The following is a 24,001-nucleotide window of genomic DNA, read 5'->3' on the forward strand; positions in this document are numbered from 1 at the left end:
CCGGCGGCTGCGGACGCCCGAGCCGTGCGCTCGCACCACCGTGAGTTCGTCGGCGGCGCCGGGCGGGCCTGTGCCGTCCGGCGTCCACAGGGCGATCTTCCCCTCCCGGGGCAGCGGCGCGGGCAGGAAGACGGCGGCGGCACCGCCCGCCACGACTCCCCACAGCTCCGGTGCGGGCATGGCGACCTCCCCTCAGCGCTCACACGCTCGACCCGGCCGTCGCACCGCCCCACCCACGACGCGCCACGACGGCCCCGACTTCTGACATCCACGACCATACGGGCCGGGTCTGACAATCCTTGATCCGAGCGCCCGCGACGCCTCAGGGGGCGGTCTCGGTCGAGGCGTCGGACGAGGCTTTTGGCGACAATGACCGGCGACGGCCCCGTCCGACCTCACACGAACAGGCATGAACCTTGGGTGATCTGCTTCTCGTCCGACACGGTGAGACCGAGTGGGCGCTGACCGGTCAGCACACCGGCCTCACGGACATCCCGCTGACCGACCACGGCAGGGACGAGGCGCGGCGCGTCGCCCCGCTCGTCGGCAGCCACCACGTGGGCGCGGCCTTCGTGAGCCCCCTGCGGCGGGCCCGCGAGACGGCCAGGCTCGCCGGGTTCGACCACGCCACGGTCGACCCGGACCTGCGGGAGTGGGACTACGGCGCCTACGAGGGAGTGACGACGCTGGAGATCCATCGGACACGTCCGCACTGGTACCTCTTCGACGACGGTGTCCCACCGGGCCCGCCCGAGCATCCGGGCGAGACGCCCGAGCAGGTGGCGGCGCGCGCCGACCGGATGCTGTCGAAGGTGGACGCGGCGCTCGCCAACAACGAGGGCAGCGTCGTCCTCTTCTCGCACGGGCACTTCCTGCGTGTCCTGACCGCGCGACGACTCGGCCTGCCGCCGTCGGGCGGCGCCCACTTCCTCCTGGCGACCGGCACGGTCAGCCGCCTGAGCACAGAGCACGGCAGGCCGGTGGTGTCCGGCTGGAACCTGCGCCCCTAGGCCCTGTCCGGGGCGGATCTTGTCGGGGTCGCGGGGTCTGGTGCGCACGTCCGCGGCGTTGTCGTCGGTTGCCGACTCCCCCGGCCTCGAACCGAGCTCCGCCCGGCTCGGCAGGGAGGCACCCCCTTCGCGTCGCCGCCGCCCTCCTCCGCCTTGCGGCCGCACGCACCGGACCCCGCTCAGCGGTACCGATCGGCAGGGTCGACCGAGTCCGACCTGATCCGCCCGGACAGGCCCCAGCCGTGGTACTGCCGGGCGCCGTGTTGTCAGTGGCGTCGTGCACCATCGTCGTAGCGAAGACGGAACGCGCGTGACACACAGGGCGTGGAAGACAGGGGGTGCCATGACCAGACCACCGACCGCCGCGCAGCGGCGCATCATCGAGGCGGCCGATCCGGAGACCGGGCGGATCACCGGGAGCGAGTCCCAGCTCTCGCGGCTCGTCGCGCTCAAGCTCGCCTTCCGCCATCCACGGCCGCCGCACGACCACTTCCTCACCCCGGCGGGGCACCGGGTCCGCGAGGCTCCGGCCTCCGAGCCGCAGGCAGCCGTGTCCGCGTCCTCGTCCGGTGGCGTGTTCGCGGCGCGGCTCGGCGGTGAGCCCGACGTCGACCTCTCCCCCGCGCGGGCGCGCGAGGTACGGACGGCCTGGCAGGGACTCTTGGAGATGCGCCGTATGACGGGCCCCGACGGGTCCACGGACCGGCCCTGCGCCTGGGAGCGCGGCCATCTGGCGCAGGCCGCGGCGCTCGCCCTGGAGGCGGCGGGCTGCGCCCCGGCGGGTACGGACTCGCCCGGCTACCGGGTTTCGGACACCGCGCAGCCCGAGGCCGTCGCCGTACGGCATCCCGATCCGGCGGCCCTCGCGCTGTGCGCTCAGACGCTCGGCGAGGCCGGGTGGCAGGTGAGCGAGCATGCCGAGAGACGGGGCGGGGGCCGGTTCCTGCTGGCCTCGCCGAGACGCGCGTGACCGACATGACTGACGTGACCGACGCGACTGACGCGACTGACGCGACGTGACCGACGTGACCGACGTGACCGACCAGAGTCCAGCAACCTCATCACCTTCCCCGAAAGGAACGTCGTGGCCGAGCCGTTTTCCGTCCGTATCCAGGTCCGCGGGTACGAGACCGACTCGCAGGGGCACCTCAACCAGGCGGTGTATCTGCAGTACGCCGAGCACGCGCGCTGGAGCTGCCTGCGGCACGCCGGTATCGAGCAGCGCGACCTGCTCGACCGGGGTGTCGGCCCGGTCGCCCTGGAGGCGAACATCCGCTATCTGCGGGAGCTGCGCGCCGGTGACGAAGTGGACGTGGACTGTGTGTTCGAGTGGGGCGAGGGCAAGACGTTCCGCGTGGTGACGACGGTCCGCAAGGTCGACGGCACCGTATCGGCAGAGGTGACCGGGGTGGGCGGGCTGATGGACCTCGGCGCGCGCAAGCTGGTCGCGAACCCGGGGAACGTCTTCAGGGAACTGGCCGCGGATCCGGGGGTGTTCGGCCTGTAGCACCCGCACGCACCCGGCCACCGTGGCCTTCAGATGTTGGAAGCGGGTCATCCGGACGGATGGCCCGCTTCTGGCGTTCCACTCCGCTGCGTCCGACGCCCTTCGATCCGCCTGAGGGCCGCTTCGTCGTCGCGTACGACGGCGACGCGGAGTGGAAGCGGATGTACGGCGGCGTTGGAGTCGGCCCGCGGCCGGGGCCTCCCGGCCCGCCGCATCCTCGCCTTCCTCGGCGCCACCACCGTCGCGGCCCCGTTCCCGACGAACCGGCTCGCCGACGCCTCCCCCGTGGAGCGGGCGGGCGGACTCGGCGGCTCGGCGGCTCGGCGGCTCGGCGAGGAAGGAGATCGCCTTGCCGTGGGTGTCGAGCCCGGAGAGTTCCTCGCTCGGCTGGAAGGCCCAAGTACGAGGCGACGCCGTCGTGATGCACGGCGACGGGGACGGCCCGACCCGTTTCGGCAGCATCCGGCGCCGCGCCCCGCGCCACTCGCTGGACCCACCGCTGAACCGGAAGGTGTGCGGGGACAGCCACCACATCGGCTGAGCGGCCCGGCCTCCAGCACGCAGCACACGGGCGGGGCGCCGCAGCCGCGCATCCGCGACCGCGGCGCCCCGTAGGTCGTCGTACGTCAGTGGGCGCTCACCGGTGCGGTGCTCGTCCGCTGTTCGCTGATGGCGTCGCCGCCTTCCATCGGCGCGGTCACGTCGTCCGCCTCACGGCCCTTTCCGAGGTGGTTGAAGAGCAGGTTGAGGACGACCGCCGCGACGCAGCCCGTCGAGATGCCCGAGTCCAGGACGATCTTCGCGCGCTCCGGGAAGTCGTGGTAGAAGTCCGGCGCCGAGATGGGGATGAGGCCCACGGCCAGCGAGACGGCGACGATGAGGACGTTGTTGTCCTTGTCCAGACCGGCCTTGACCAGCGTCTGGATACCGCTCGCCGCGACGGAGCCGAAGAGCACGACGCCCGCGCCGCCGAGCACCGGGCGGGGCACGACCGCGATCAGCGAGGCCGCCACCGGGCTCAGGCCCATGAGGACCAGGAAGCCGCCGCCGGCCGCGACGACGAACCGGCTGCGGATCTTCGTCATGGCGACAAGCCCGATGTTCTGGGCGAACGCGCTGCACATGAAGCCGTTGAACAGCGGGCTCAGCGCGGTGCCGAGGGTGTCTGCGCGCAGTCCGGCCGCGATGACCTTCTCGTCGGAGGGCCGCTCGACGACCTCGCCGAGGGCGAGCATGTCGGCCGTCGACTCGGTCATCGACACCACCATCACGACGATCATCGAGACGATGGCGGCACCGGCGAACTTCGGGGCGCCGAAGTGGAACGGCGTGGGGAAGCCGACCAGGGAGGCGTCCTGGACCGGCGAGAAGTCCGTGAGGCCCATGGGTATCGCCACGAGGGTGCCGATGACCAGGCCGAGCAGGACCGCGATCTGCTTGACGAAGCCGCGGGTGAAGCGGCGCAGCAGCAGGACGACGAGGAGCGAGAACACCGCGAGGGCGAGGTTCTTCTCCGAACCGTAGTCAGGGGCCTGCGAGTCGGGTCCCTGCGCCCACTCGAAGGCGACCGGCAGCAGGGAGACACCGATGAGGGTGATCACGGTGCCGGTGACGACCGGCGGGAAGAACCGGACCGCCTTGGAGAAGAACGGCGCGGCGATGAAACCGAGCACACCGGCCACGATCACCGCCCCGAAGATGATCGGCAGCGCGTCGTGCTTGTCCTTGGTGGAGTTGACGACGGCCAGCATCGGTGCGACGCCCGCGAACGTCACGCCGTTCACGAAGGGCAGCCGGGCGCCGATCTTCCAGAATCCGAGTGTCTGCAGGAAGGTGGCGAGTCCTGCCGTGAACAGGCAGGCGCCGGTGAGGAAGGTGAGCTCCTTGGGGCTGAGGCCGACGGCCGCGCCGACGATCAGCGGGGGCGCGACCACTCCGGCGTACATCGCGGCCACGTGCTGCAGGCCGGTCGTCGCCATCTTGAGCGGTGGCAGCATCTCGTCGACCGGATGTTTGGTATGTCCCGCGCGGGCCGCCCCGCTCTCCGCGGTCTCGTCGGGGGTGGTGCCTTGCTGCTTGGTGAACCTGGGCTTCGTCGCCACTGCGGCTCCTCCGGTTGTTTTCCGGCACCGGTCGTCCGCCGGTGCTCTGCTTCTGGGAGGTGGTGCAAGGTGGTGCTGGTGATGCTTGGTGGAGCTCGATATGTGGTTGTTCTGCGCCCAGGTATTACTGACCGCCCCGGGAACGTGAGGCTTTGGGCCACGCTCCGGGGCGGCACTCGAGCTGCCCGCTCGGCGGCTCGAGTCTCCGGTCAGGGGCCGTCCCCCCTGACCGGAGTCTTGGAGATCAGTCCTGCGCGGCGATCCGCGCGAGACGCTGTGCCTCCGCCCGCGTGGAGCGGGCGATGGCGTCCTCGTCGACGTGCAGCAGACGGCCGTTCTCCACGACCGGCCTGCCGTTGACGAGGGAGAGGGTGACCGGTGCGGCCGCGCCGAAGACGAGCGCGGTCACCGGATCGGCGATGGACGAGTGGGCCAGGGTGTCCAGCTTCCACAGGACCAGGTCGGCCAGCTTCCCGGCCTCCAGCGAACCGATCTGGCTCGCCCGGCCGAGGACCTGGGCACCGCCGTACGTTCCGAGGCGGAGCGACTGGCGGGCGTTGAGGGCCGCCTCGCGGTGGGCGCCGAGGCGGTTGATGAGCAGGGCGTTGCGCAGCTCGGTGTGGAGCTCGCCCGACTCGTTGGAGGCGGTGCCGTCGACACCGAGCCCGACCGGGACACCGGCGGCGAGCATGTCGGGCACGCGCGCGATTCCGGCGGCCAGGCGGGCGTTGGAGGACGGGCAGTGCGCGACACCCGTCTTCGTACGGCCGAAGGCGGCGATGTCGGAGTCGTTCATGTGGACGCAGTGCGCCATCCACACGTCCTCGCCGAGCCAGCCCGTCGACTCGAAGTAGTCGGTCGGGCCCATGCCGAACAGCTCGTGGCAGAACTTCTCCTCCTCGACCGTCTCGCTGCCGTGGGTGTGCAGGCGCACGCCCAGGCGGCGGGCGAGCTCGGCGCCCTGCTTGAGGAGTTCGGTCGACACCGAGAACGGCGAGCAGGGGGCCACGGCCACCTGCGTCATCGCGTCGAAGGAGGCGTCGTGGTGCTTCTTCACGGTCTCCTCGGTGGCGGCGAGCGCGCCCTCGAGGGTCTCGACGGCGAAGTCCGGCGGCAGGCCGCCGTCCTTCTCGCTGCGGTCCATGGAGCCGCGGGCGAGAGTGAAGCGCACGCCCATCTCGGAGGCGGCGCGGATGATCGAGCCGGAGATGTCGCCCGAGCCCTGCGGGTAGACGTAGTGGTGGTCCATGGCGGTGGTGACGCCACCGCGGGCCATCATCGCGAGGGAGCCCTGCGCCGCCGCGTACGTCATCTGCTCGTCGATGCGCGCCCAGGTCGGGTACAGCGCCACCAGCCAGTTGAACAGGTTGTGGTCGGTGGCGAGGCCCCGGGTGATCCACTGGTAGAAGTGGTGGTGGGTGTTGACCAGGCCGGGCGTGGCGAGGTGGCCGGTGCCGTCGACGCGGCGCACGACGTTGTCGAGGCCCTCGGGCGCCGTGCCCGCTCCGATGGACTCGATCTTGTTGCCCGCCACGACGATGTGGCCCGACGCGTACTCGGTGTCCTGGGCGTCGACCGTGGCGATGGCCACGTTCTCGATGACGATGCGGTCTGCCGAAGAAGGTGCCATGGTGCTTCCTTCAGTGGGTTGTTGCGATGTGGGCACGGCAGGACCCTAGGAGGATTTGAGTGCCGCGGCGGCGTTGGCGCCGCCGCGGGTGCCGAGATGGTGGAAGAAGAGGTTCAGCGTGACGGCGACGAGCGCGCCCGCGCTGATGCCCGAGCCGAGCACGGTCTGTGCCCAGGCCGGGAAGTCCTCGTAGAAGCTGGGCGCGGCGAGGGGGATGATGCCCGCGCCGAGCGCCACGGCCACGAGGATGATGTTGGAGCTGTCGTCGAGGCCCGCCTCGGAGAGCGTGCGGATGCCGCTGACGGCGATGGAGCCGAACAGGACGATGCCCGCGCCGCCGAGGACCGGCATCGGTACGAGGGAGACGACCGCGCCGAGCACCGGGAAGGCGCCGAGGACGAGCAGGGTGGCGCCCGCGGCTGCGACGACGTAGCGGCTGCGCACCTTGGTGAGCGAGACGACGCCGACGTTCTGGGCGAAGGCGGAGGTCGGCAGGCCGCCGAAGACCGGTCCGAGGAACGTGGCGATGCCGTCGGTGCGCAGCCCCCGGGTGATGGTGTCCTTGGTGCACTCGCGCTCGCAGATCTCGCCGATGGCGAGCATGCCGGCCGACGACTCGGTCATCAGGACGAGCATCACCAGGCACAGCGAGACGATCGCGGCGGGCTGGAACTGGGGCGCGCCGAAGGCGAAGGGGGTGGGCAGGGCGGCGACCGGTGCCGAGTGCAGCGACGAGAAGTCCGCCATGCCGAAGGGGATCGCGGCGAGCGTGCCGATCAACAGGCCGAAGAGCAGGGCGACCTGCTTGACGAAGCCCGTGGCGAAGCGCTGGATCAGCAGGATCACGACGAGGGTGAAGGCGGCGAGCGCGAGATTGCGCATGCTGCCGAAGTCGGCGGCGGTCTTGTCGCCGCCCTGGGCCCACTCGACGGGTACCGGCATGAGCGTCACACCGATGAGCGTGATGACGACGCCGGTGACGAGCGGCGGGAAGAAGCGGAGCAGGCGGCCGAAGAACGGACCGACGGCCAGGCAGAAGACGCCCGCGACCATGACCGCCCCGTAGATGGCGGGGAGCTGGTCGCCCCTGGCGTTGGTCTCGGCGATGGCGAGCATCGGCGCGATGCCCGCCGAGGAGGCGGCGTTGACGAAGGGCAGCCGGTTGCCGACGAAGCCCTTGACGCCGAGGGTCTGCAGCAGGGTGGCCACACCCGCGATGAGCAGGCTCGCGGCGATGAGCCGGGTCCGGCCCGCGGTGTCCAGGTGGCAGGCCTGGCCGATGATGAGCGGAGGGGTGACAACGCCCGCGTACATGGCGGCGATGTGCTGGAGCGCGGCGGGAGCCAGGCGCGAGGGGTGGAGCTTCTCGTCCACCGGGTGCACCGTTTCGGTGCCTTCCGGCGGGGTGGAACACGGGCCGCGTTCAAGGCCCTCGTCAGGCGTTGCCATGTCGTTCCTCCGGTGTGGCGCGCCCCCGTCGACCACGGGAGACAGGGGCGCGCTCGCCGCGTCGAAGGCCGGTCTCGTCAGACCGTCACAGGTTGGTCATGTCGACCGGGATGCGCTGGTCGGCGCCGTCCCGCAGGATGGTGGCCTCGATCAGGCCGTACGGGCGGTCGGCGGCGTAGTACACGGCGCCGTCCTTCGCGTCGTTGTCCAGGCCGCAGAAGGAGAGGTCCTGGCGGAAGTGGTGCTTGTTCGGCGCCGACATCCGGATCTCGTCGATCTCGCTGCGGCTGTTGATGACGCGCGAGCCCATCTGGTACATGGTCTGCTGGAGCGAGAGGGAGTACGTCTCGGCGAAGGCCTGGAGCAGGTGCTTCTTGGTCTGCTCGTAGGACTTCTCCCAGTTGGGCATCCGCTCGTCGTCGCAGGTCCAGTTGTGCCGCCACCACGTCGACAGGGACGTGGCGAGGATGCGGTCGTAGTCCTCCTGCAGCGTCGTGTACTTGTCCTTGATGAAGCCCCAGAACTCCGAGTTGGTGGAGTTGAGGACCGTGAGGTCCTTGAGGCCGGACAGCACCTCGAACTTCTCGCCGTCGTAGGTGATCTGCGCGACGCGGGTCTCCTGGCCCTTGCGGACGAAGGAGTGGCGGACCTCGTCGGCGCCGATGAACTTCGAGTTGGCGTCCGAGTTCGCGATCCGCTCCCAGGAGTACTCCTCGATGCGGATGCGGGCGCGGTTCATCGGCGCGATGTCGTCGACGAAGTGGCGCGCGAGGTGGATGCCGAACTGCTCGGCGGACTCGATGCCGTATTCCTTCGCGAAGGCGAAGACGGTGTTCTTGGTGGTGTCGGTCGGCAGAACGTTGGCGTTCGAACCGTTGAGGTGGACCTCCTCGAGGTCACCGCTCAGCGCGACGGAGACGTTGAGGTCCTTGATGTGGTGGGTGTCGCCGTCCCGCGTGATCTTGACAACGCGGTTCTCCGCCTTGCCGTACTGGTTCTGTCCCAGAATCGTGGCCATATCTGCTAGCTCCCTCGGTAAACGGAGTAGCCGAACGGGTTGAGCAGCAGCGGCACGTGGTAGTGCTCGCCCGGCTTGACGGCGAACGTGATCGCCACCTCCGGGAAGAACACGTCCTGCGGGCCGCTGTCCCGATTCGCGGGGGCGTCCTGCTGCGCATCGGCTTGCTTGTCGTCGAACTTCAAGAAGTACGCCTCGGTCTCGAAGTCGAGACGTACGTGGGTGGTTCCCTCCGGCAGCGCCGGCAGGTCCTTGCAGCGCCCGTCGGCGTCGGTGGACGAGCCGCCGAGCGTCTCCCAGGCGGCGCCCGAACCGGCGCGCGCCGCGAGCGTGATGGCAACGCCCTCGGCCGGGCGTCCGATGCTGGTGTCCAGGATGTGGGTGGACACTGAACTTCTCGGCGATGCCGCGGTCTCGGTGCTCATCAGGCGTTCTCTTCCTCTGCTGCTTCTTCGACGATGCGGGTGAGGCGGATGCGGTTGATCTTGCCCAGTTCGGCGCGGACGATCTCCCGCTCCTGGTCGGGCGTGTTGCCGATCCGCTCCTTGAGCGCCGCGAGCATCTGCTCCCCGGTGGCGCCGGTGGCGCAGATGAGGAAGACATGTCCGAACCGGTCCTGGTAGGCCAGGTTCAGCTCGAGCATCTCGGCCTTGAGCTCCTCGGAGGCCCCTGCCATGCCGCGCTGCTCGCGTGACGAGGTGGGGTCACCGGGCTTCGGGCGGCCGATCGGCGGGTGCCCCGCCATCGCTTCGGCGAGGTCGTCCGCGGTCAGTTCGGCCATGGCGGCGTCGCTGGCGGCGAAGAGGGTCTCGGCGGAAGCGAAGGGACGCTGGGCGAGGATCTTGCTCCCCCACGCCGATGAAGCGCACACCTCGTGGAGCTGGGCCGAGGCCGTGCTCTCGTCCGAGGTGTTGAACCGGGTGAGTCCCGGCGTCGTGCCTGAAGTCACGGGATGCCTCCGTGGCCTTGTGCTGGACGGGCTGCGGATAGCTAACGCCCTCGGAAACAGCACGTCAACACTTTGTTGAAAACTTTTGAGATACCAAAAACCGCCGTCCGGATACCGGACGGCGGTTCTGGTGGTCGCCAAAAGGCCAGGTCAGGCGGTAGGGCGCGTCAGGTCGCCTTGTCGCGGTTGAGGTAGTTGTACACGGTGAAACGAGACACCCCCAGGGCGCCGGCCACGGTCTCGACACCATGGCGCACCGAGAAGGCGCCGCGTGCCTCGAGTATCCGCACCAGCTCCTGCTTCTCCTTGCGGTCCAGGTCGGCCAGCGGCCTGCCCTGCCTGCGCTCCATCGCGGCGAGGATGTGATCGAGCGAGTCGGCCAGCTGCGGCAGGCGCACCGCGACCACGTCGGCGCCTTCCCAGCTCAGCACGACATCGTCACGGCCCGCTTCCTGCGGCGGCAGCATCTCGCCCCCCATGGCGTCGACGAGCGGCTTCACCGCTCTGACGAAGGGGGCGTCCCCGAGCCCGGTCACTGGTCCTCCCCGGTTCCGGCGCTCTCGCCGATCACGTTGACCTGGAGCGAGACCCGGGTGGCCCCCGCCTCCAGACTCTGCCGCAGCAGCGCGTCGACCGCGGTCAGCACGCGCCCGGCCTCACCCTCGGCCGTGTTGCCGAACGGCCCGACGTCGACCGCGTCGAGGCCGGCTCCCTGGATGACGTCACGGGCGACCACCGCGTGGGGCGGCGCCTCGTCGAGGTCGAAGGGCTCGGTCGTGAACTCCACTCTCAATCGCACGCGCTCAACCTAATGCCGATCGGCGTTTTTACGGCAGCCCCACTTGACAGCTCACGGGGATCACAGGCAATCTTCCATCAAGTAGAAACGAACTTCCGCAATACGGAACAAAACCAGAAGGGAGCGCCGACCCTGATGGGATTCGCAGACCAGCGCTTCAACGTCAACCTGTCGATCCTCTTCACGGAGCTCCCGCTCCTGGAGCGCCCCGCGGCGGCGGCCGCGGCGGGCTTCACCGCGATCGAGCTGTGGTGGCCCTGGGTCGACGCGCCGACCCCTGAGCAGTCCGAGCTCGACGCCCTGCGCGACGCGATCAAGGACGCGGGTGTCCAGCTCACCGGCCTGAACTTCTACGCCGGGCAGCTGCCGGGCCCCGACCGGGGCGCGCTGTCGGTCCCCGGCGAGGAGAGCGAGAAGTTCCGCGCGAACCTCGATGTCGCGGCCGACTTCGCACAGTCGCTCGGCTGCAAGGCGCTCAACGCCCTGTACGGCAACCGCGTCGACGGCGTGGACCCGGCCGTCCAGGACGAGCTCGCCCTGGAGAACCTGGTGCTCGCCGCCCGCGCGGCCGACCGGGTCGGCGCCGTGCTCCTCATCGAGGCGCTCAACGCCCCCGAGTCACCCAGGTGCCCCATCGTGAGCGCCCCCAAGGCGATCGAGATCGTGGACAAGGTGAACGCGGCCACCGGCCTCGGCAACGCCAAGTTCCTGATGGACCTGTACCACCTGTCCATGAACGGCGAGGACCTGCCGGCGATCATCAGCGCCTACGCCGACAAGACGGCGCACGTGCAGATCGCCGACAACCCGGGCCGTGGCGCTCCGGGCACCGGCTCTCTGGCCCTGGAGGAGCTGCTCGACCAGCTCAAGAAGGCCGGCTACGAGGGCTACGTGGGCCTTGAGTACAAGCCGGGCGACGCGCCGAGCGCCGAGTCCTTCGGCTGGCTGCCGCACGAGGCCCGCGCCGCGCGCGCCTGAGCCGAAACGCCCCCACGGGCCGCCAACTCATCGACGTAACACAGCTTTTGGAGTCACCCTCATGAGCAACAACCTCACCTCCAGCTCCCAGCCCGCCCGCCCGTCGGTCGCGTGGATCGGTCTCGGCATCATGGGCTCGCCCATGTCGGAGAACCTGATCAAGGCCGGTTACGACGTGACCGGCTTCACCCTGGAGCAGGACAAGCTGGACCGCCTGGCCGCCGCCGGCGGCACCGCGGCGAAGTCGATCGCCGAGGCCGTCAAGGGCGCCGACGTGGTCGTCACCATGGTTCCGGCCTCCCCGCAGGTCGAGGCCATCGCCTACGGCCCCGACGGCATCCTGGAGAACGCCAAGCCGGGCGCCCTCCTGATCGACATGTCCTCGATCACCCCGCAGACCTCGGTCGACCTGGCCAAGGCCGCCAAGGACAAGGGCATCCGCGTCCTGGACGCCCCCGTCTCCGGCGGCGAGGCCGGCGCCATCGAGGCCGTCCTGTCGATCATGGTCGGCGGCGAGCAGGCCGACTTCGACGAGGCCAAGCCGCTCTTCGACGCGCTCGGCAAGACCATCGTGCTGTGCGGTCCGCACGGCTCGGGTCAGACCGTGAAGGCCGCCAACCAGCTGATCGTCGCCGTCAACATCCAGGCCTGCGCCGAGGCCGTGGTCTTCTTGGAGAAGTCCGGCGTGAACCTGGACGCGGCCCTGGACGTCCTCAACGGCGGTCTGGCCGGCTCGACGGTCCTGACCCGCAAGAAGGACAACTTCAAGAACCGCGACTTCAAGCCCGGCTTCCGCATCGACCTGCACCACAAGGACATGGGCATCGTCACGGACGCCGCCCGCAACGTCGGTGCCGCGCTGCCGGTCGGCGCCGTGGTCGCCCAGCTGGTCGCCTCGCTGCGCGCCCAGGGCGACGGCGGCCTGGACCACTCGGCCCTGCTGCGCTCGGTCGAGCGCCTCTCCGGCGGTCAGGTCGCGTAACCGCGGGCCCTGACCCCGGCAGGGCATCAAGTCTTCCGGGCCGTGGCGGCGCTGACACCTGTCCTGTCGCGCCCAGGCGTCGCCGCGGCCCGGAAACCCATGCCCTCCAGTTCAACAAAACGTTGAAAAAAGCAGCGCAAAGCTCCACCCTGAACTTCAACAAACTGTTGACTCGGCTGGTCAGGGGTCCTTACGCTCCCCCACATCGAAGCCTAGTCAGCAGCCACTGCACGGAAGGTCGCCTCGAATAATGCCGAAGCGTGTGCTCACGACCGAGTCCGGCGCCCCTGTCGCCGACAACCAGAACTCCGCCACCGCAGGCAGCGGCGGCCCGCTCCTCCTCCAGGACCAGCACCTGCTGGAGAAGCTCGCCCGCTTCAACCGCGAGCGCATCCCGGAGCGCGTCGTGCACGCCCGCGGCTCCGGCGCGTACGGCTACTTCGAGGTGACCGACGACGTCACCGACTACACGTACGCCGACTTCCTCGGCACCATCGGCAAGCGCACCGAGGTGTTCCTGCGCTTCTCGACCGTGGCCGACAACCTCGGTGGCGCGGACGCCGTGCGTGACCCGCGCGGCTTCGCCGTGAAGTTCTACACCGAGGAGGGCAACTACGACCTCGTCGGCAACAACACCCCGGTCTTCTTCATCAAGGACCCGCTGAAGTTCCCCGACTTCATCCACTCGCAAAAGCGCGACCCGTTCACGGGCAAGCAGGAGGCGGAGAACGTCTGGGACTTCTGGGCGCACGCTCCCGAGGCCACGCACCAGATCACCTGGCTCATGGGCGACCGCGGCATCCCGGCCTCCTACCGCCACATGAACGGCTACGGTTCGCACACCTACCAGTGGACGAACGAGGCGGGCGAGGCCTTCTTCGTCAAGTACCACTTCAAGACGAACCAGGGCATCCGCTGCCTGTCCTCGGAGCAGGCCGCCGAGACCGCGGGCAAGGACCCCAACTCGCACCAGACGGACCTGCTGCAGGCCATCGAGCGCGGCGTGAACCCGTCCTGGACGCTGTACGTGCAGATCATGCCGGCGGCCGAGGCGGCGGACTACCGCTTCAACCCGTTCGACCTCACCAAGGTGTGGCCGCACAAGGACTACCCGCTGCAGCGCGTGGGCCGCCTGGTCCTGGACCGCAACCCGGACAACGTGTTCGCCGAGGTCGAGCAGGCCGCGTTCTCCCCGAACAACTTCGTGCCGGGCATCGGCCCGTCGCCGGACAAGATGCTCCAGGGCCGCCTGTTCGCCTACGCGGACGCGCACCGCTACCGCCTGGGCGTCAACCACACCCAGCTGCCGGTGAACGCCCCGAAGGCGACGACGGCCGACAACTACGGCCGCGACGGCTACATGGCCACCAACGCCTACGGCCGCGACCGCAAGAACTACGAGCCGAACTCCTTCGACGGCCCGGCCGAGACCGGCCGCGCGCTGTCCGCGCCGCTCGCGATCTCCGGCTACACGGGCACGCACGAGGCCCCGGCCCACACCAAGGACGACGACTTCTTCCAGGCGGGCGAGCTGTACCGCCTGATGTCGGACGACGAGAAGAACCGCCTCGTCGCCAACATCGCCGGCGGCCTCTCGCAGGTCACCCGCGACGACATCGTGGAGAAGAACCTCGCCCACTTCCACGCCGCCGACCCGGAGTACGGCAAGCGCGTGGAGGAGGCCGTCCGCGCCCTGCGCGAGGACTGAGCCCACGTCGCCTCTTCAAAGGCGAACCCCAGGCTGCGTACGGGGACTGACGGGAGGTCGTCTCCGTACGCGCAAGCCCGCGCCGCTTGTGGGACCCGGATGAGGGGTGGTCCCACGGGTGGTGGCGGGAGGACGAGGACCGCGGCGGCTTGTGCGAGCCAGTGCGGTGGTGAAGGTCTCCGAGCCCCCTTTCGACCTGAGGGAGGGCGGCCCGGACACCGTCGCTCAGCCGCCGCGGTCCCAGCCATCTCCCTTACGGGTCACCGGAGTCCGTCCGGCGGCGCGCCCGAATGTTCCGCCATCCGCGCGCCGTCGGACGGCGCCAACCTCCCGACCAGCCCCGGGTACGACGGTCCGTACCCGGGGCTTTCCGCATGCCTGGCCGACCGATGTCCGGGAACCGTGACAATCGCGCGCGTGGGATGTTCGACGGCCGAGCGGGGCACTTTCTGTCGTGACCGACCCGACCAGTCGGACCGCCTCATGACATACGGGGGGACCCTGTGCGCGCTGCCCGCATGGACAAGAACTGGAAGACGTACGCCCTGGGGGTGCCGGCCGTCGCCGCGCTCCTGGCCGCCGTGCCGGTGGCTCCGAGCGGCTCGGCCGCCCCGGCGGCGGCGAACCGGACCACCGCCCCGGCCTGCGACGCGGGCGGCCTCTCGGTCGCCACGTCGTACTGGGAGCAGGACTCGGGCCAGAACATGCTGATCAAGGCCACCAACACCACCGGCAAGGGCTGCACGCTCTACCACTACCCGTACCTCTACTTCTCGGGCTCCACCCTGCCCGTCCCGCCCTTCGGGGCCGCGCCGAAGGCCCTCGCCACGATCCGGCCGCACGAGAGCGCGTACGCCGGTGTCCACCTCTTCCGCGCGGGCGAAAATACGGCGAACGCCGTGAACCGGTTCGGCATCGGCTACCAGGGCAGGGTGCTCGGCAGCGACCGCGAGGTGGCCCCGGTCGACGTCCGCGCGCCCGAGGGCGGTGCCGACGTGGGGCCGTACCCCGCGGTCACCCGCTGGAACCTGGACCGCCGCGCGGTGGAGGACATCGTGTTCCGCTCAGGCGACAACTGACGTACGACAGCGCGTGACGACGTACGACAGCACATCACAAAGACGACGTACGACAGCGCATGACAAAGGGGCGGGCCGCCGGTTCGTGTGAACCGGCGGCCCGCCCTCCGCGCGCCCCCGAGGGGGCCGGTGTCAGACCTTCAGCGGACGGATCGCCGTCGGCGCGTGGCCGGGCTCCGTGGCGATCTCCTCGAACTCCTTGACCTCGCTGATGTCGGCGGTGGGGCTCATGGAGATGTTGGTGATGCGCTCCAGGATCGCCTCGACGACGACCGGGACCTGGTGCTCCTGAGCGAGCTTCTTGGCCTGCTCGAAGGCGGCGGCCAGCTCGTTCGGGTCGGTCACCCGGATCGCCTTGCAGCCGAGGCCCTCGGCGACCTTGACGTGGTCGACGCCGTAGACGCCGATCTCCGGGGTGTTGATGTTCTCGAACTCCAGGTTGACCTGGAAGTTGATGTCGAGGCCGATCTGCGCCTGGCGGATCAGGCCCAGGTAGGCGTTGTTCACCAGGACGTGCACGTAGGGGATCTTGTGCTGGGCGCCGACGGCCAGTTCCTCGATCATGAACTGGAAGTCGTAGTCGCCGGACAGGGCGACGACCGGGGTGTCCGGGTCGGCCTTCGCGGTGCCGAGCGCGGCCGGGATGGTCCAGCCCAGCGGGCCCGCCTGACCGCAGTTGATCCAGTGGCGCGGCTTGTAGACGTGCAGCATCTGGGCGCCCGCGATCTGCGACAGGCCGATCGTCGTCACGTAGCGCGTGTCGCGGCCGAACGCCTTGTTCATCTCCTCGTAGACGCGCTGCGGCTTCATGGGGATGTTGTCGAAGTGCGTGCGGCGCAGGAGGGTCTCCTTGCGCTTGAGGTGCGAGGCGACCCACTCGGAGCGGTCGGGCAGCCTGCCGGCCGCCTTGAGCTCCTTGGCGACCTCGACGAACAGCTCCAGGGCGGCCTTGGCGTCGGAGGTGATGCCGTAGTCCGGGGCGAAGATCTTGCCGATCTGGGTCGGCTCGATGTCGACGTGGACGAACTTGCGGCCCTCGCGGTACGTGTCGAGCTTGTAGCCGGTGTGGCGGTTGGCCCAGCGGTTGCCGATGCCGAGGACGAAGTCCGACTCGAGGAACGTGGCGTTGCCGTAGCGGTGGCCGGTCTGCTGGCCGACCATGCCCGCGTTCAGGTCGTGGTCGTCGGGGATGGTGCCCCAGCCCATCAAAGTGGGCACGACCGGCGTGTTGGTGATCTCGGCGAACTCCACCAGCAGGTCACAGGCGTCGGCGTTGATGATGCCGCCACCGGCGACGATCAACGGGCGCTCGGACTCGACCAGGAAGGTGATCGCCTTCTCGATCTGGGCGCGCGTCGCGGCGGGCTTGTAGACAGGCAGCGGCTCGTACGTCTCCGGGTCGAACTCGATCTCGGTCTGCTGGATGTCGATCGGCAGGTCGATGATGACCGGGCCCGGACGGCCGGAGCGCATCAGGTGGAAGGCCTGCTGGAACACGCCGGGGACCTGCGCGGCCTCCAGGACGGTCACCGCCATCTTGGTGACCGGCTTGGCGATCGAGGCGATCTCGACGGCCTGGAAGTCCTCCTTGTGCAGCTTGGCCACGGGAGCCTGGCCCGTGATGCACAGGATCGGGATCGAGTCGCCGATCGCGGAGTACAGGCCGGTGATCATGTCGGTGCCGGCCGGACCCGACGTACCGATGCAGACACCGATGTTGCCCGGGTTGGCCCGGGTGTAGCCCTCGGCCATGTGCGAGGCACCCTCGACGTGGCGGGCGAGCGTGTGGTCGATCCCACCGCTCTCCTTGAGCTCCTTGTAGAAGGGGTTGATGGCGGCACCGGGCACGCCGAACGCGTTGGTGACGCCCTCGCGCTTGAGGATCTCAACGGCCGCACGGGCGGCGGTCATACGAGCCATGAGTGCTCCCGACTCCTGCTGTGTCTGGCTATTGCTGCTGTGTAGGGATGTCGGATTCGCGCTCCCGTCGCGCCCCGCGGCGAGCTCTGAATTCCGGACGACCTCCGCACCGCGCCTCGCCTTCGCGAGTTTCCGTAATGCGGAAATCGTGTTCTACTATATGGAAGCAATGTAGAGGGGGGCGCGACACGGCGTCAAGGTGGATGATGAGACCGACGTCGATCCGGGACACCGGAACACCGGGCCGCACAAGGGGGACAGGGGGATACGCGATGGCCGACCCGGTCCGCGTGCGCTGCCAGACCTGCCACCGCGAGCACCTCTACACCGCGCGGGCGCTGCCCTGCGCGTGCGGCGCCCCGGTCGCCCCTCCCCTGGTCCGGGACGCACCGGCCGAGCCCGTCACCGACCGCACCTGGGCCGACGACTGGGTCACGCTGCGCTGCCCAGTGTGCGGGCGGCGTGACCGATGGCCTCGGCCCGAGCTGGACTGCGCCTGCGGCACGGTGCTGCGGGTGCCGGTCCACGGGGACCTGGCGCCGACGCCGCCCGCTTCACCGGCGCCCTCGCACATACCGCTGCCTCGCACGGCCGCCGCGGTCCGTCCGGCGTTCCGGACGGTCGCCATCCGCACGGCGCGCGACGTGGTGACCGTCGCGGCGATGTATCTGCGCTGGCTCGGCTACCGGGACGTGCGCCGGGCCGACCGGCACCCGCGCTCCGGCGTCGGCCTCGCGGCGCGCGGCATCGTCGCCCAGGTGGAGCCGTCGGTGCGGCCCGCGGGCGTACGTGAGGTCGAGTGTCTGTGGCTGCGGGCGATGACGGAGTCGGCGGGCTGCGCCTACTTCTCCCTGGCCGGGTACGAGGACGAGGCCCGGGTGCGTGCGGACGCGCTGGGCGTGGCCCTGTTCGTCCTCGACCTGGCCGGTGAGCCCCAGCCGGTGAACAGCCCGGCGGACGAGCTGATCGCGAGCAGCCCCTGAGCGTGGCCGGCCGGAGGTCCGCTCACTCGGCCGGCTCTCCGTACCCCTCCCGCAGCTCCACCTTCCGCACCTTCCCGCTCACCGTCATCGGGAAGGACTCCAGGATGCGCAGGCGGCTCGGCACCTTGTAGTGGGCGAGCCGGTCGCGGCAGTAGTCGCGCAGTTCGTCGAGGGTGAGGGTGTCGGCCGGGTCGCGCAGGATGACGCAGGCGAGGACCTCTTCGCCGTACTTCTCGTCCGGCACGCCCACCACCTGCACGTCGGCGATGCGCGGATGACCGTAGAGGAACTCCTCGATCTCCCGCGGGTAGATGTTCTCACCGCCGCGGATGATCATGTCCTTGATCCGGCCGACGATCTGCCCGTAGCCGTCCTCGCGCAGCACCGCCAGGTCACCGGTGTGCATCCAGCGGCCCGCGTCCACGACCTCGGCGGTCCGCTCGGGGTCGTCCCAGTAGCCGAGCATGACGCTGTAGCCGCGGGTGCACAGCTCGCCGGGTTCACCGCGCGGCACCGTGACCCCGGTGGCCGGGTCGACGACCTTGACCTCGATGTGCGGCAGGACGCGGCCGACCGTGCCGGTGCGGCGCTCCAGGTCGTCGTCGCGGCGGGTCTGCAGGGAGACCGGTGAGGTCTCGGTCATGCCATAGCAGATGGAGACCTCGGCCATGTGCATCTCGGCGACGACCCTCTTCATGACCTCGACCGGGCACGGGGAGCCCGCCATGATGCCGGTGCGCAGACTGCTCAGGTCGTACGCCGCGAAGTCCGGCAGGTTCAGCTCGGCGATGAACATGGTCGGCACGCCGTACAGCGAGGTGCACCGCTCGTCCTGGACGGCCTTCAGCGTCGCGGCGGGCTCGAAGGACGGTGCGGGGATCACGATGCAGGCCCCGTGGGAGGTGGCGCCCAGGTTCCCCATCACCATGCCGAAACAGTGGTAGAAGGGCACCGGCAGGCAGACCCGGTCCTGCTCGGTGTAGCCGATCGTCTCGCCCACCCAGTAGCCGTTGTTGAGGATGTTGTGGTGGGAGAGCGTGGCGCCTTTGGGGAACCCGGTCGTGCCGGAGGTGTACTGGATGTTGACCGGGTCGTCGCAGGACAACTCGGCCTCGCGGGCCGCCAGTTGCTCGGACGTCACCGACGCGGCGGACGCGACGAGTGCGCCCCAGCTCTCCTCACCGATGAACACCCGCTCGCGCAACCGAGGGCATTCCGGGGCCACTTCGGCGACGAGTTCGCGGTAGTCGGTGCCCTTGTGCCCGGTGGAGGAGATGAGCACCGAGATGCCGGACTGCCGGAGCACGTACGCCAACTCGTGCGCGCGGTAGGCCGGGTTGATGTTGACCATGATGGCGCCGACGCGCGCGGTCGCGTACTGGACGAGGACCCACTCGGGGCAGTTGACCGCCCAGATGCCGACGCGGTCGCCCTTGGCGACGCCGCGGGCGAGGAGCCCCCGCGCCAACTCCCCCACCGCCGCACCGAATTCGGCGTACGTCCAGCGGCGCCCACTGGGCACGTCGACGAGTGCGTCACGGTCGGGCCAGGTGTCGACGGCCCGTTGGAGGTTGCCGCCGATGGTGTCGCCGAGGAGCGGGGTGGTGCTCGTTCCGTGCGCGTACGACACCTCGTGCGCGTCCGGCAGCCGCCGCCCGCTCACCGGCCCGCCTCCCCACGCGGACCCGAGACCATCACTGCCCGCGCCGCCCTGCTCGCCCTGCCCACCAGCGCCTCCCTCAGCTCACTGCGCGTCCGCGCGGTGCCGCCCTGTGCGGCCCAGTGTGGCCCGTTGATCACGCCCGCGTCGAGCCTCGCGCACCAGGTGTGTCGGTTGCCGTGCAGCGGATCGGCGGATCGGCGGGGCAGCGGTTCGGCTGATTTTGGCGGGGCGCAATGATGCGGCGACGAAGGCGGCCGCGAAGACCACGACCACGAAGAGAGCCTTGCGCCAGACGATCAGCCCGGCGACAGCACACGCGCCGGGCGTACGCTCCCTGAGGCGCCTCGCCCCCGCGTCAGCCCGCTGGTGGCGACCAGGACCGCGAGCAGCGCGACCGCCGAGATTTCGTGGAACCGCTCGGCGTGGGGCGCGAAGAGGACGCGGGAGCGCGGCAGCGGATCACGCATCGCGGAGTCGCTCACCGAGGGGACTTCTGTCGTACGGATGGGGCGGCGGGCGGGAGTCGCTCGAGACGCCGTTCTCCCAGCGCCTGGAACCGCCCCACCCCGCCCCGGACTCCGGCCCTGGCGATCAGGGCGGGCGAGGGCACCACGGTCGCCTCGTCCGAGGCCGACCACAGCGCCACACCACTCTCGGCCCGCCCGGTGCACGGCGCGACCTCTGCCGCGTCGAGGCCGACCCGGCACGACTCGGCCCCGCACACCCCTGGCGTCTTCGAGCACGTCCCGATCGCCGCGGGCCGCGCTCTGGTCGGGCCGTCCGACGGCGCGGTGGAGCTGGGCCCCGACTACGTCTGACTCGCGTGGCGTGAACGGGTGTCGCGTGACCGGGTGTGCCAAGGCCGGGGCGCCGTCACGCCTCGCGCAGCCGCGCGGCGTGGTCGCTGAGCCAGTCCGGGACGACGACCTCGGGGTTGCCGTCCAGCGCGGCGGCCGCGCGGGTGAGGGCGTCGGCGGCGGCCGACGGGTTCTCGGGCAGGGAGCGGGCCGCTTCGGCGAGGGCGTCGGCTGCCGCCTCCTGCGCAGCTCCCGCGCCGCCCAGCGCCACGCGGGCCCGCTCGGCGGTGTCCACGCACCGTGCGAAACGCTCCTCGCACCAGTAGGCCCATGCCAGGTCGAGCAGGCAGACACCCTCCGCGCGAGGATTCTGCATCAGTGACGCCTCGCCGAGAGCTTCCTCGAGGGTTGCCGCCGCCGACGCCGGTTCACCGAGCCCGAGCAATCCGAGGCCCTGCGCGTTCAGGGCGTACGCGACCGCCTCCTGGCTGTCGGCATCGCGGTACGCACGCGCGGTACGCGCGCCCGCGTCAGCCGCCTCCCGCCAGCGGCGCAGCGCGAGCAAGGCGATGGTCCGGGCGTTACTCGCTCGCGCCGCCGTGAGCAGGTCACCGTCGGCGCGGGCGAGTTCGTCGAGCCGGTCCGCTCCGGCCAACGCGCTCTCGCCGTCGCCGCGGTAGCTGTGGTTGAGGCTCAGAGAGAGCACCGTGTGAGCCTCCCGGTCGCGGTCACCGATCCGGCGGGCGAGTTCGGCGGCGCGGGTGAACGGCTCGACCGCGGCGTCCAGGCGGCCCAGTTGCCGATGGGCGTCACCAAGGCCGAACAGCGCACTCTGCCATGCCCCGAGGTCCTCAAGCCGCTCCGCGATGCGCGCCGCTTCCATGAAGAGCTCCACGGCCTGCTCCATCGGGCCCGCGCTGAGCCGAGCATGCCCGTAAGCGGCGGTGTGGGTGAGCCGGACCCGCTCGTCGCGGATGTGCCCGTCGACCGCGCTGTGCATCGCGACCGCAGTGAGAACCGAACCGTGCCAGACGAGCCAGTCACTGATCTCGTTGAGCACCCGCGCGGCGTCCTCGTGGTCCCCGGCGCGCACGAGGTGGTCGAACCGTCGGCGCTGTGGCTCCAGGTCATCTGGCGTGCGCCACTCCTCGGGCGGCATGGCCTGCCGTGCGTACCAGGATGCGATGTGCCGTTCCACTTCCTGCCTCCCGAAAGCTCCCTGCTCGGCGAATTGCGCGTAGGCGAGGTCGGCGTCCATCGGATGCAGGGCGAGGGTGCGGCTCGTACGGTCTACCCCCACCAGGTGCATTCTCACCAGGGAGTTCAGGACAGGCCCCGTTTGGATCCCGGGATCGAGACCGCCGACGATCTCGTCGACGACCGACTGCCGTACGGGGGTACGCAGGGCGGCGAGCACAGCCAGCACGGCTCGCGCCGGCGCGTCGAGACGCTGGTAACGGTCCTGCGCAAGAGCGGCCACAATGTCGTGCCGTTGGGTGAAGTCGTCCAGTACGTCGTCAAGGCTGGGCAGCAGCGCCGCCTCGTCGGCAACCGCGCCGACGAGGAGTTCGAGTGCACGCGGCACCCCGTGGACGCGGACCGCGGCATTGAGCAGTTCATCATCGGAGAGGTCGGCGATGCCGAGGCTGCCGTCCCGGTCGAGCTCGCGCAGCAGGGCTGCCGCCTCGGTGGAGCTGAGCCCTTCGGAGAGCTCCACCTGGGCGGTGAACCGGCGTAGTTCGGGATCGAGTCGTACCGGCACCTGGCTGGTGACGAGGAGCCGGGGCGTGTCGCGCGCCAGGAAGAGATATCGCAGGAACAGAGCCAGGCCGTCGTCGGCGATCGTCCCGTCGTCGTCGAGGAGGTCTTCCAGATTGTCGAGCAGCATGACGATCAATCGGCCGCCGATGGCCGCGAACAGTTCGGCCAGGCGGTCTCCCGGCTCCGGGATGGTGGTCCACACGGTGTGCAGGTGAGCCCGGCGGCCGGGGTCAAGGAGGCGGGCGCAGTCGAAGTAGATGCGTTGCAGTGAGATTCCCGTGGTGCGTGTGGAGAGATTGACCAGACCGGACGGCAGCGGCCCCCGCGCGTCTCCAGGCCACTCGCCCCGGTCCAGCAGATCCATGACTTTGGCGGCGAGCGCGCTCTTGCCGATGCCACGGCGTCCGGTCAACGTCACCATGCGGATCGTCGGATCGCTCAAATGCCGTGCGAGTTCGTCGCGTTCGCGGGTGCGGTTCTTGAACAGCTCGATGCCGTGCGCCACCGGCACGCCGACCACTCGCAACCCGGGCGGACCGTCCTGCACCGCGCGCGGCCCTGCGAGCGGGAGCGATTCGGGGTCGAGGATGCCGAGGAGCCGTGCGAGTTCGGCGCGGGGCCCCTCCGCGATCCGGCGCAGCGCGTGATCCAGGCGGACGGCGGCGAGCCTGCCGGGGCCCTCTGCCCTGTGGTGCTCCGCGACGACGCCGACGACACGGTCCCCGACCCACACCGCGGCGCCGGACATGCCCGCCCAGGGTGAGGCGTCCGGGTCCGGGTCGGCGCCGGCCTCCGTCACGGTCAGCTCCAGCGTGCCGGTACGGAGGTTGGAGAGGGCCGCCACGGTGCCGTCGGCCTGATGCAGTTCGCGGAAGGCTCCGTGCGGGCCCTGGCGCCGCTTCCACAGCGGGAATCCCGCCGCGTGCACGTCGATCACGGCGTGCCGGTCGTCCGCTATGCGTCCGAAGCGCACCGGTTCAAGGGACGTGGGGGCCTGCTCCGGTGGGGTGAGAGTCAGCACGGCGAGGTCGCTGCCCGCGTCCGCCCACGCCACGGCCGCGGGCGTGCTCCACTGCCCGGGGCGGTCGGCGTCGCACCGCACGCGGAGCTCGACCGAGTCCGCGACCACGTGGGCGGCGGTCAGGACGGTGGTGTCGGTGATCCGGTAGCCGGAGCCGCGCCGGTTGCCGCCGCGAGCGGTGACGATGATCTCGGCGATCCGGCGCGGGTCGAGCCCTGCCTCACCGCAGGCCGGTTCAGCACTCATCGGGCAGTTCGTCACCCGAGATCACCGCGGGCCGGTCGGGCGTGGCGCCGTCGACCGGCTGCAGCGTGAGCGTGAGCCGCTGGGTGGCGGTGGTCGCGGTGCGTGCGGTGGCGCCGACGTCGAAGACCCAGAACCGCACCTTGGCCCCGGGCTCCCGGCTCCGCTCCACGCCGACGGTGAGCTCCAGTTCGACCTTCTCGGCCCTGAAGCGCAATCCGTTCCCTTCGCCCTCGGCCATGGCCCGGCTCAGTTCGCCGCGCAACTGGGCGATCATGTCGGCCAGTTCCACCCCGTCGTCCACGCCCGCCCCCATGTGTGTGCCGCGATCACCGAACGTCGACCGCCGACGACGATGAGTCTGTCGATCATACCGGGGGGCCATCGACGGTACCGGGGCCA

24 protein-coding genes are annotated in these 24,001 nt (G+C 70.3%); 10 read left to right on the forward strand and 14 right to left on the reverse strand.

What is annotated here, in order from left to right:
* Positions 1 to 180 (reverse strand): hypothetical protein (locus OFY01_RS27995; RefSeq protein ID WP_266604567.1); only part of this gene is annotated, 180 nt, incomplete at its 3' end.
* A gap of 236 nt (positions 181 to 416) precedes the next feature.
* On the opposite strand from OFY01_RS27995, the gene OFY01_RS28000 reads away from it, so the two are divergent.
* From OFY01_RS28000 to OFY01_RS28015, 4 genes are all read left to right on the forward strand, one after another.
* Positions 417 to 1,010 carry a histidine phosphatase family protein gene (locus OFY01_RS28000; RefSeq protein ID WP_266604569.1) on the forward strand — a complete coding sequence of 198 codons (594 nt, stop codon included), beginning with the start codon at positions 417 to 419 and terminating at the stop codon, positions 1,008 to 1,010.
* Positions 1,011 to 1,353: 343 nt separating this feature from the next.
* Positions 1,354 to 1,980 carry a hypothetical protein gene (locus OFY01_RS28005; protein ID WP_266604571.1) on the forward strand — a complete coding sequence of 209 codons (627 nt, stop codon included), beginning with the start codon at positions 1,354 to 1,356 and terminating at the stop codon, positions 1,978 to 1,980.
* A gap of 114 nt (positions 1,981 to 2,094) precedes the next feature.
* The gene (locus tag OFY01_RS28010) at positions 2,095 to 2,517 is read left to right on the forward strand and encodes an acyl-CoA thioesterase (RefSeq protein WP_266604573.1); all 423 of its coding nucleotides are present in this window, start codon (positions 2,095 to 2,097) and stop codon (positions 2,515 to 2,517) included.
* A 349-nt stretch (positions 2,518 to 2,866) separates the two neighbouring features.
* The gene (locus OFY01_RS28015; protein ID WP_266604575.1) at positions 2,867 to 3,058 is read left to right on the forward strand and encodes a hypothetical protein; all 192 of its coding nucleotides are present in this window, start codon (positions 2,867 to 2,869) and stop codon (positions 3,056 to 3,058) included.
* 85 nt (positions 3,059 to 3,143) lie between these two features.
* Here the strand turns inward: OFY01_RS28015 and OFY01_RS28020 are convergent, their stop codons facing one another.
* The 8 genes from OFY01_RS28020 to OFY01_RS28055 form a co-directional block, all read right to left on the reverse strand.
* Positions 3,144 to 4,514 (reverse strand): nucleobase:cation symporter-2 family protein, encoded by a 1,371-nt coding sequence (locus tag OFY01_RS28020; RefSeq protein ID WP_266604615.1) that lies wholly within the window; start codon positions 4,512 to 4,514, stop codon positions 3,144 to 3,146.
* A gap of 349 nt (positions 4,515 to 4,863) precedes the next feature.
* A complete protein-coding gene (locus tag OFY01_RS28025; protein ID WP_266604577.1) occupies positions 4,864 to 6,249 on the reverse strand; it encodes an 8-oxoguanine deaminase in 1,386 nt (461 codons plus the stop codon).
* Between the two features lie 45 nt (positions 6,250 to 6,294).
* Positions 6,295 to 7,698: a nucleobase:cation symporter-2 family protein gene (locus OFY01_RS28030; protein ID WP_266604578.1), complete on the reverse strand. Its 1,404-nt coding sequence runs from the start codon at positions 7,696 to 7,698 to the stop codon at positions 6,295 to 6,297.
* 85 nt (positions 7,699 to 7,783) lie between these two features.
* Complete coding sequence (gene pucL, locus OFY01_RS28035) at positions 7,784 to 8,716, reverse strand: factor-independent urate hydroxylase (protein ID WP_266604580.1); 933 nt, start codon at positions 8,714 to 8,716, stop codon at positions 7,784 to 7,786.
* A gap of 5 nt (positions 8,717 to 8,721) precedes the next feature.
* Positions 8,722 to 9,141, reverse strand: a complete 420-nt coding sequence (gene uraH / locus OFY01_RS28040) for a hydroxyisourate hydrolase (protein ID WP_266604582.1) — start codon at positions 9,139 to 9,141, stop codon at positions 8,722 to 8,724.
* Positions 9,141 to 9,665: a 2-oxo-4-hydroxy-4-carboxy-5-ureidoimidazoline decarboxylase gene (gene uraD, locus OFY01_RS28045; RefSeq protein ID WP_266604584.1), complete on the reverse strand. Its 525-nt coding sequence runs from the start codon at positions 9,663 to 9,665 to the stop codon at positions 9,141 to 9,143. Before uraD ends, uraH begins: the two co-directional genes overlap by 1 nt.
* A 167-nt stretch (positions 9,666 to 9,832) precedes the next feature.
* Positions 9,833 to 10,201 carry a helix-turn-helix domain-containing protein gene (locus OFY01_RS28050; protein ID WP_266604586.1) on the reverse strand — a complete coding sequence of 123 codons (369 nt, stop codon included), beginning with the start codon at positions 10,199 to 10,201 and terminating at the stop codon, positions 9,833 to 9,835.
* On the reverse strand, positions 10,198 to 10,464 hold the full coding sequence (locus OFY01_RS28055) for a hypothetical protein (RefSeq protein ID WP_266604588.1): 267 nt from the start codon (positions 10,462 to 10,464) through the stop codon (positions 10,198 to 10,200). The genes OFY01_RS28050 and OFY01_RS28055 overlap by 4 nt, the downstream gene beginning before the upstream one ends.
* A gap of 135 nt (positions 10,465 to 10,599) precedes the next feature.
* Between OFY01_RS28055 and OFY01_RS28060 the strand changes: the two genes are divergently transcribed.
* The 4 genes from OFY01_RS28060 (at position 10,600) to OFY01_RS28075 (ending at position 15,211) form a co-directional block, all read left to right on the forward strand.
* Positions 10,600 to 11,442, forward strand: coding sequence for a TIM barrel protein (locus OFY01_RS28060; RefSeq protein WP_266604590.1), 843 nt, complete (start codon positions 10,600 to 10,602; stop codon positions 11,440 to 11,442).
* A 61-nt stretch (positions 11,443 to 11,503) separates the two neighbouring features.
* Positions 11,504 to 12,424 carry a 2-hydroxy-3-oxopropionate reductase gene (locus tag OFY01_RS28065; protein ID WP_266604592.1) on the forward strand — a complete coding sequence of 307 codons (921 nt, stop codon included), beginning with the start codon at positions 11,504 to 11,506 and terminating at the stop codon, positions 12,422 to 12,424.
* Positions 12,425 to 12,674: 250 nt separating this feature from the next.
* Positions 12,675 to 14,132: a catalase gene (locus OFY01_RS28070; RefSeq protein WP_266604594.1), complete on the forward strand. Its 1,458-nt coding sequence runs from the start codon at positions 12,675 to 12,677 to the stop codon at positions 14,130 to 14,132.
* A 518-nt stretch (positions 14,133 to 14,650) separates the two neighbouring features.
* Complete coding sequence (locus OFY01_RS28075) at positions 14,651 to 15,211, forward strand: DUF4232 domain-containing protein (protein ID WP_266604596.1); 561 nt, start codon at positions 14,651 to 14,653, stop codon at positions 15,209 to 15,211.
* A gap of 132 nt (positions 15,212 to 15,343) precedes the next feature.
* Here OFY01_RS28075 and gcl read toward each other — a convergent pair whose 3' ends face one another.
* A complete protein-coding gene (gcl, locus tag OFY01_RS28080) occupies positions 15,344 to 17,131 on the reverse strand; it encodes a glyoxylate carboligase (protein WP_266604597.1) in 1,788 nt (595 codons plus the stop codon).
* 272 nt (positions 17,132 to 17,403) lie between these two features.
* On the opposite strand from gcl, the gene OFY01_RS28085 reads away from it, so the two are divergent.
* A complete protein-coding gene (locus OFY01_RS28085) occupies positions 17,404 to 18,114 on the forward strand; it encodes a hypothetical protein (RefSeq protein WP_266604599.1) in 711 nt (236 codons plus the stop codon).
* A gap of 22 nt (positions 18,115 to 18,136) precedes the next feature.
* Here the strand turns inward: OFY01_RS28085 and OFY01_RS28090 are convergent, their stop codons facing one another.
* Together OFY01_RS28090 and OFY01_RS28095 are read right to left on the reverse strand one after the other, a co-directional pair.
* Entirely contained in the window at positions 18,137 to 19,777 is a 1,641-nt protein-coding gene (locus tag OFY01_RS28090; protein WP_323135574.1) for an AMP-binding protein, read from the reverse strand.
* A gap of 296 nt (positions 19,778 to 20,073) precedes the next feature.
* On the reverse strand, positions 20,074 to 20,259 hold the full coding sequence (locus OFY01_RS28095; RefSeq protein ID WP_266604601.1) for a hypothetical protein: 186 nt from the start codon (positions 20,257 to 20,259) through the stop codon (positions 20,074 to 20,076).
* Positions 20,260 to 20,442: 183 nt separating this feature from the next.
* Between OFY01_RS28095 and OFY01_RS28100 the strand changes: the two genes are divergently transcribed.
* Complete coding sequence (locus OFY01_RS28100) at positions 20,443 to 20,595, forward strand: hypothetical protein (protein WP_266604603.1); 153 nt, start codon at positions 20,443 to 20,445, stop codon at positions 20,593 to 20,595.
* Between the two features lie 55 nt (positions 20,596 to 20,650).
* Here OFY01_RS28100 and OFY01_RS28105 read toward each other — a convergent pair whose 3' ends face one another.
* Complete coding sequence (locus OFY01_RS28105) at positions 20,651 to 23,602, reverse strand: trypsin-like peptidase domain-containing protein (RefSeq protein ID WP_266604605.1); 2,952 nt, start codon at positions 23,600 to 23,602, stop codon at positions 20,651 to 20,653.
* Positions 23,592 to 23,903: a trypco2 family protein gene (locus tag OFY01_RS28110; protein WP_266604606.1), complete on the reverse strand. Its 312-nt coding sequence runs from the start codon at positions 23,901 to 23,903 to the stop codon at positions 23,592 to 23,594. The genes OFY01_RS28105 and OFY01_RS28110 overlap by 11 nt, the downstream gene beginning before the upstream one ends.
* Between the last annotated feature and the right edge of the window lie 98 nt (positions 23,904 to 24,001).

It is taken from the genome of Streptomyces beihaiensis (assembly GCF_026274175.1).
Taxonomy (GTDB): domain Bacteria; phylum Actinomycetota; class Actinomycetes; order Streptomycetales; family Streptomycetaceae; genus Streptomyces; species Streptomyces beihaiensis.

Coding starts and splice junctions, on each gene's coding strand:
- OFY01_RS28070 (WP_266604594.1), top strand. CDS start 12,675: ATGCCGAAGCGTGTGCTCACGACCGAGTCCGGCGCCCCTGTCGCCGAC.
- uraH (WP_266604582.1), bottom strand. CDS start 9,141: ATGAGCACCGAGACCGCGGCATCGCCGAGAAGTTCAGTGTCCACCCAC.
- OFY01_RS28060 (WP_266604590.1), top strand. CDS start 10,600: ATGGGATTCGCAGACCAGCGCTTCAACGTCAACCTGTCGATCCTCTTC.
- OFY01_RS28075 (WP_266604596.1), top strand. CDS start 14,651: ATGGACAAGAACTGGAAGACGTACGCCCTGGGGGTGCCGGCCGTCGCC.
- pucL (WP_266604580.1), bottom strand. CDS start 8,716: ATGGCCACGATTCTGGGACAGAACCAGTACGGCAAGGCGGAGAACCGC.
- OFY01_RS28020 (WP_266604615.1), bottom strand. CDS start 4,514: ATGCTGCCACCGCTCAAGATGGCGACGACCGGCCTGCAGCACGTGGCC.
- OFY01_RS28005 (WP_266604571.1), top strand. CDS start 1,354: ATGACCAGACCACCGACCGCCGCGCAGCGGCGCATCATCGAGGCGGCC.
- gcl (WP_266604597.1), bottom strand. CDS start 17,131: ATGGCTCGTATGACCGCCGCCCGTGCGGCCGTTGAGATCCTCAAGCGC.
- OFY01_RS28030 (WP_266604578.1), bottom strand. CDS start 7,698: ATGGCAACGCCTGACGAGGGCCTTGAACGCGGCCCGTGTTCCACCCCG.
- OFY01_RS28085 (WP_266604599.1), top strand. CDS start 17,404: ATGGCCGACCCGGTCCGCGTGCGCTGCCAGACCTGCCACCGCGAGCAC.
- OFY01_RS28065 (WP_266604592.1), top strand. CDS start 11,504: ATGAGCAACAACCTCACCTCCAGCTCCCAGCCCGCCCGCCCGTCGGTC.
- OFY01_RS28025 (WP_266604577.1), bottom strand. CDS start 6,249: ATGGCACCTTCTTCGGCAGACCGCATCGTCATCGAGAACGTGGCCATC.
- OFY01_RS28105 (WP_266604605.1), bottom strand. CDS start 23,602: ATGAGTGCTGAACCGGCCTGCGGTGAGGCAGGGCTCGACCCGCGCCGG.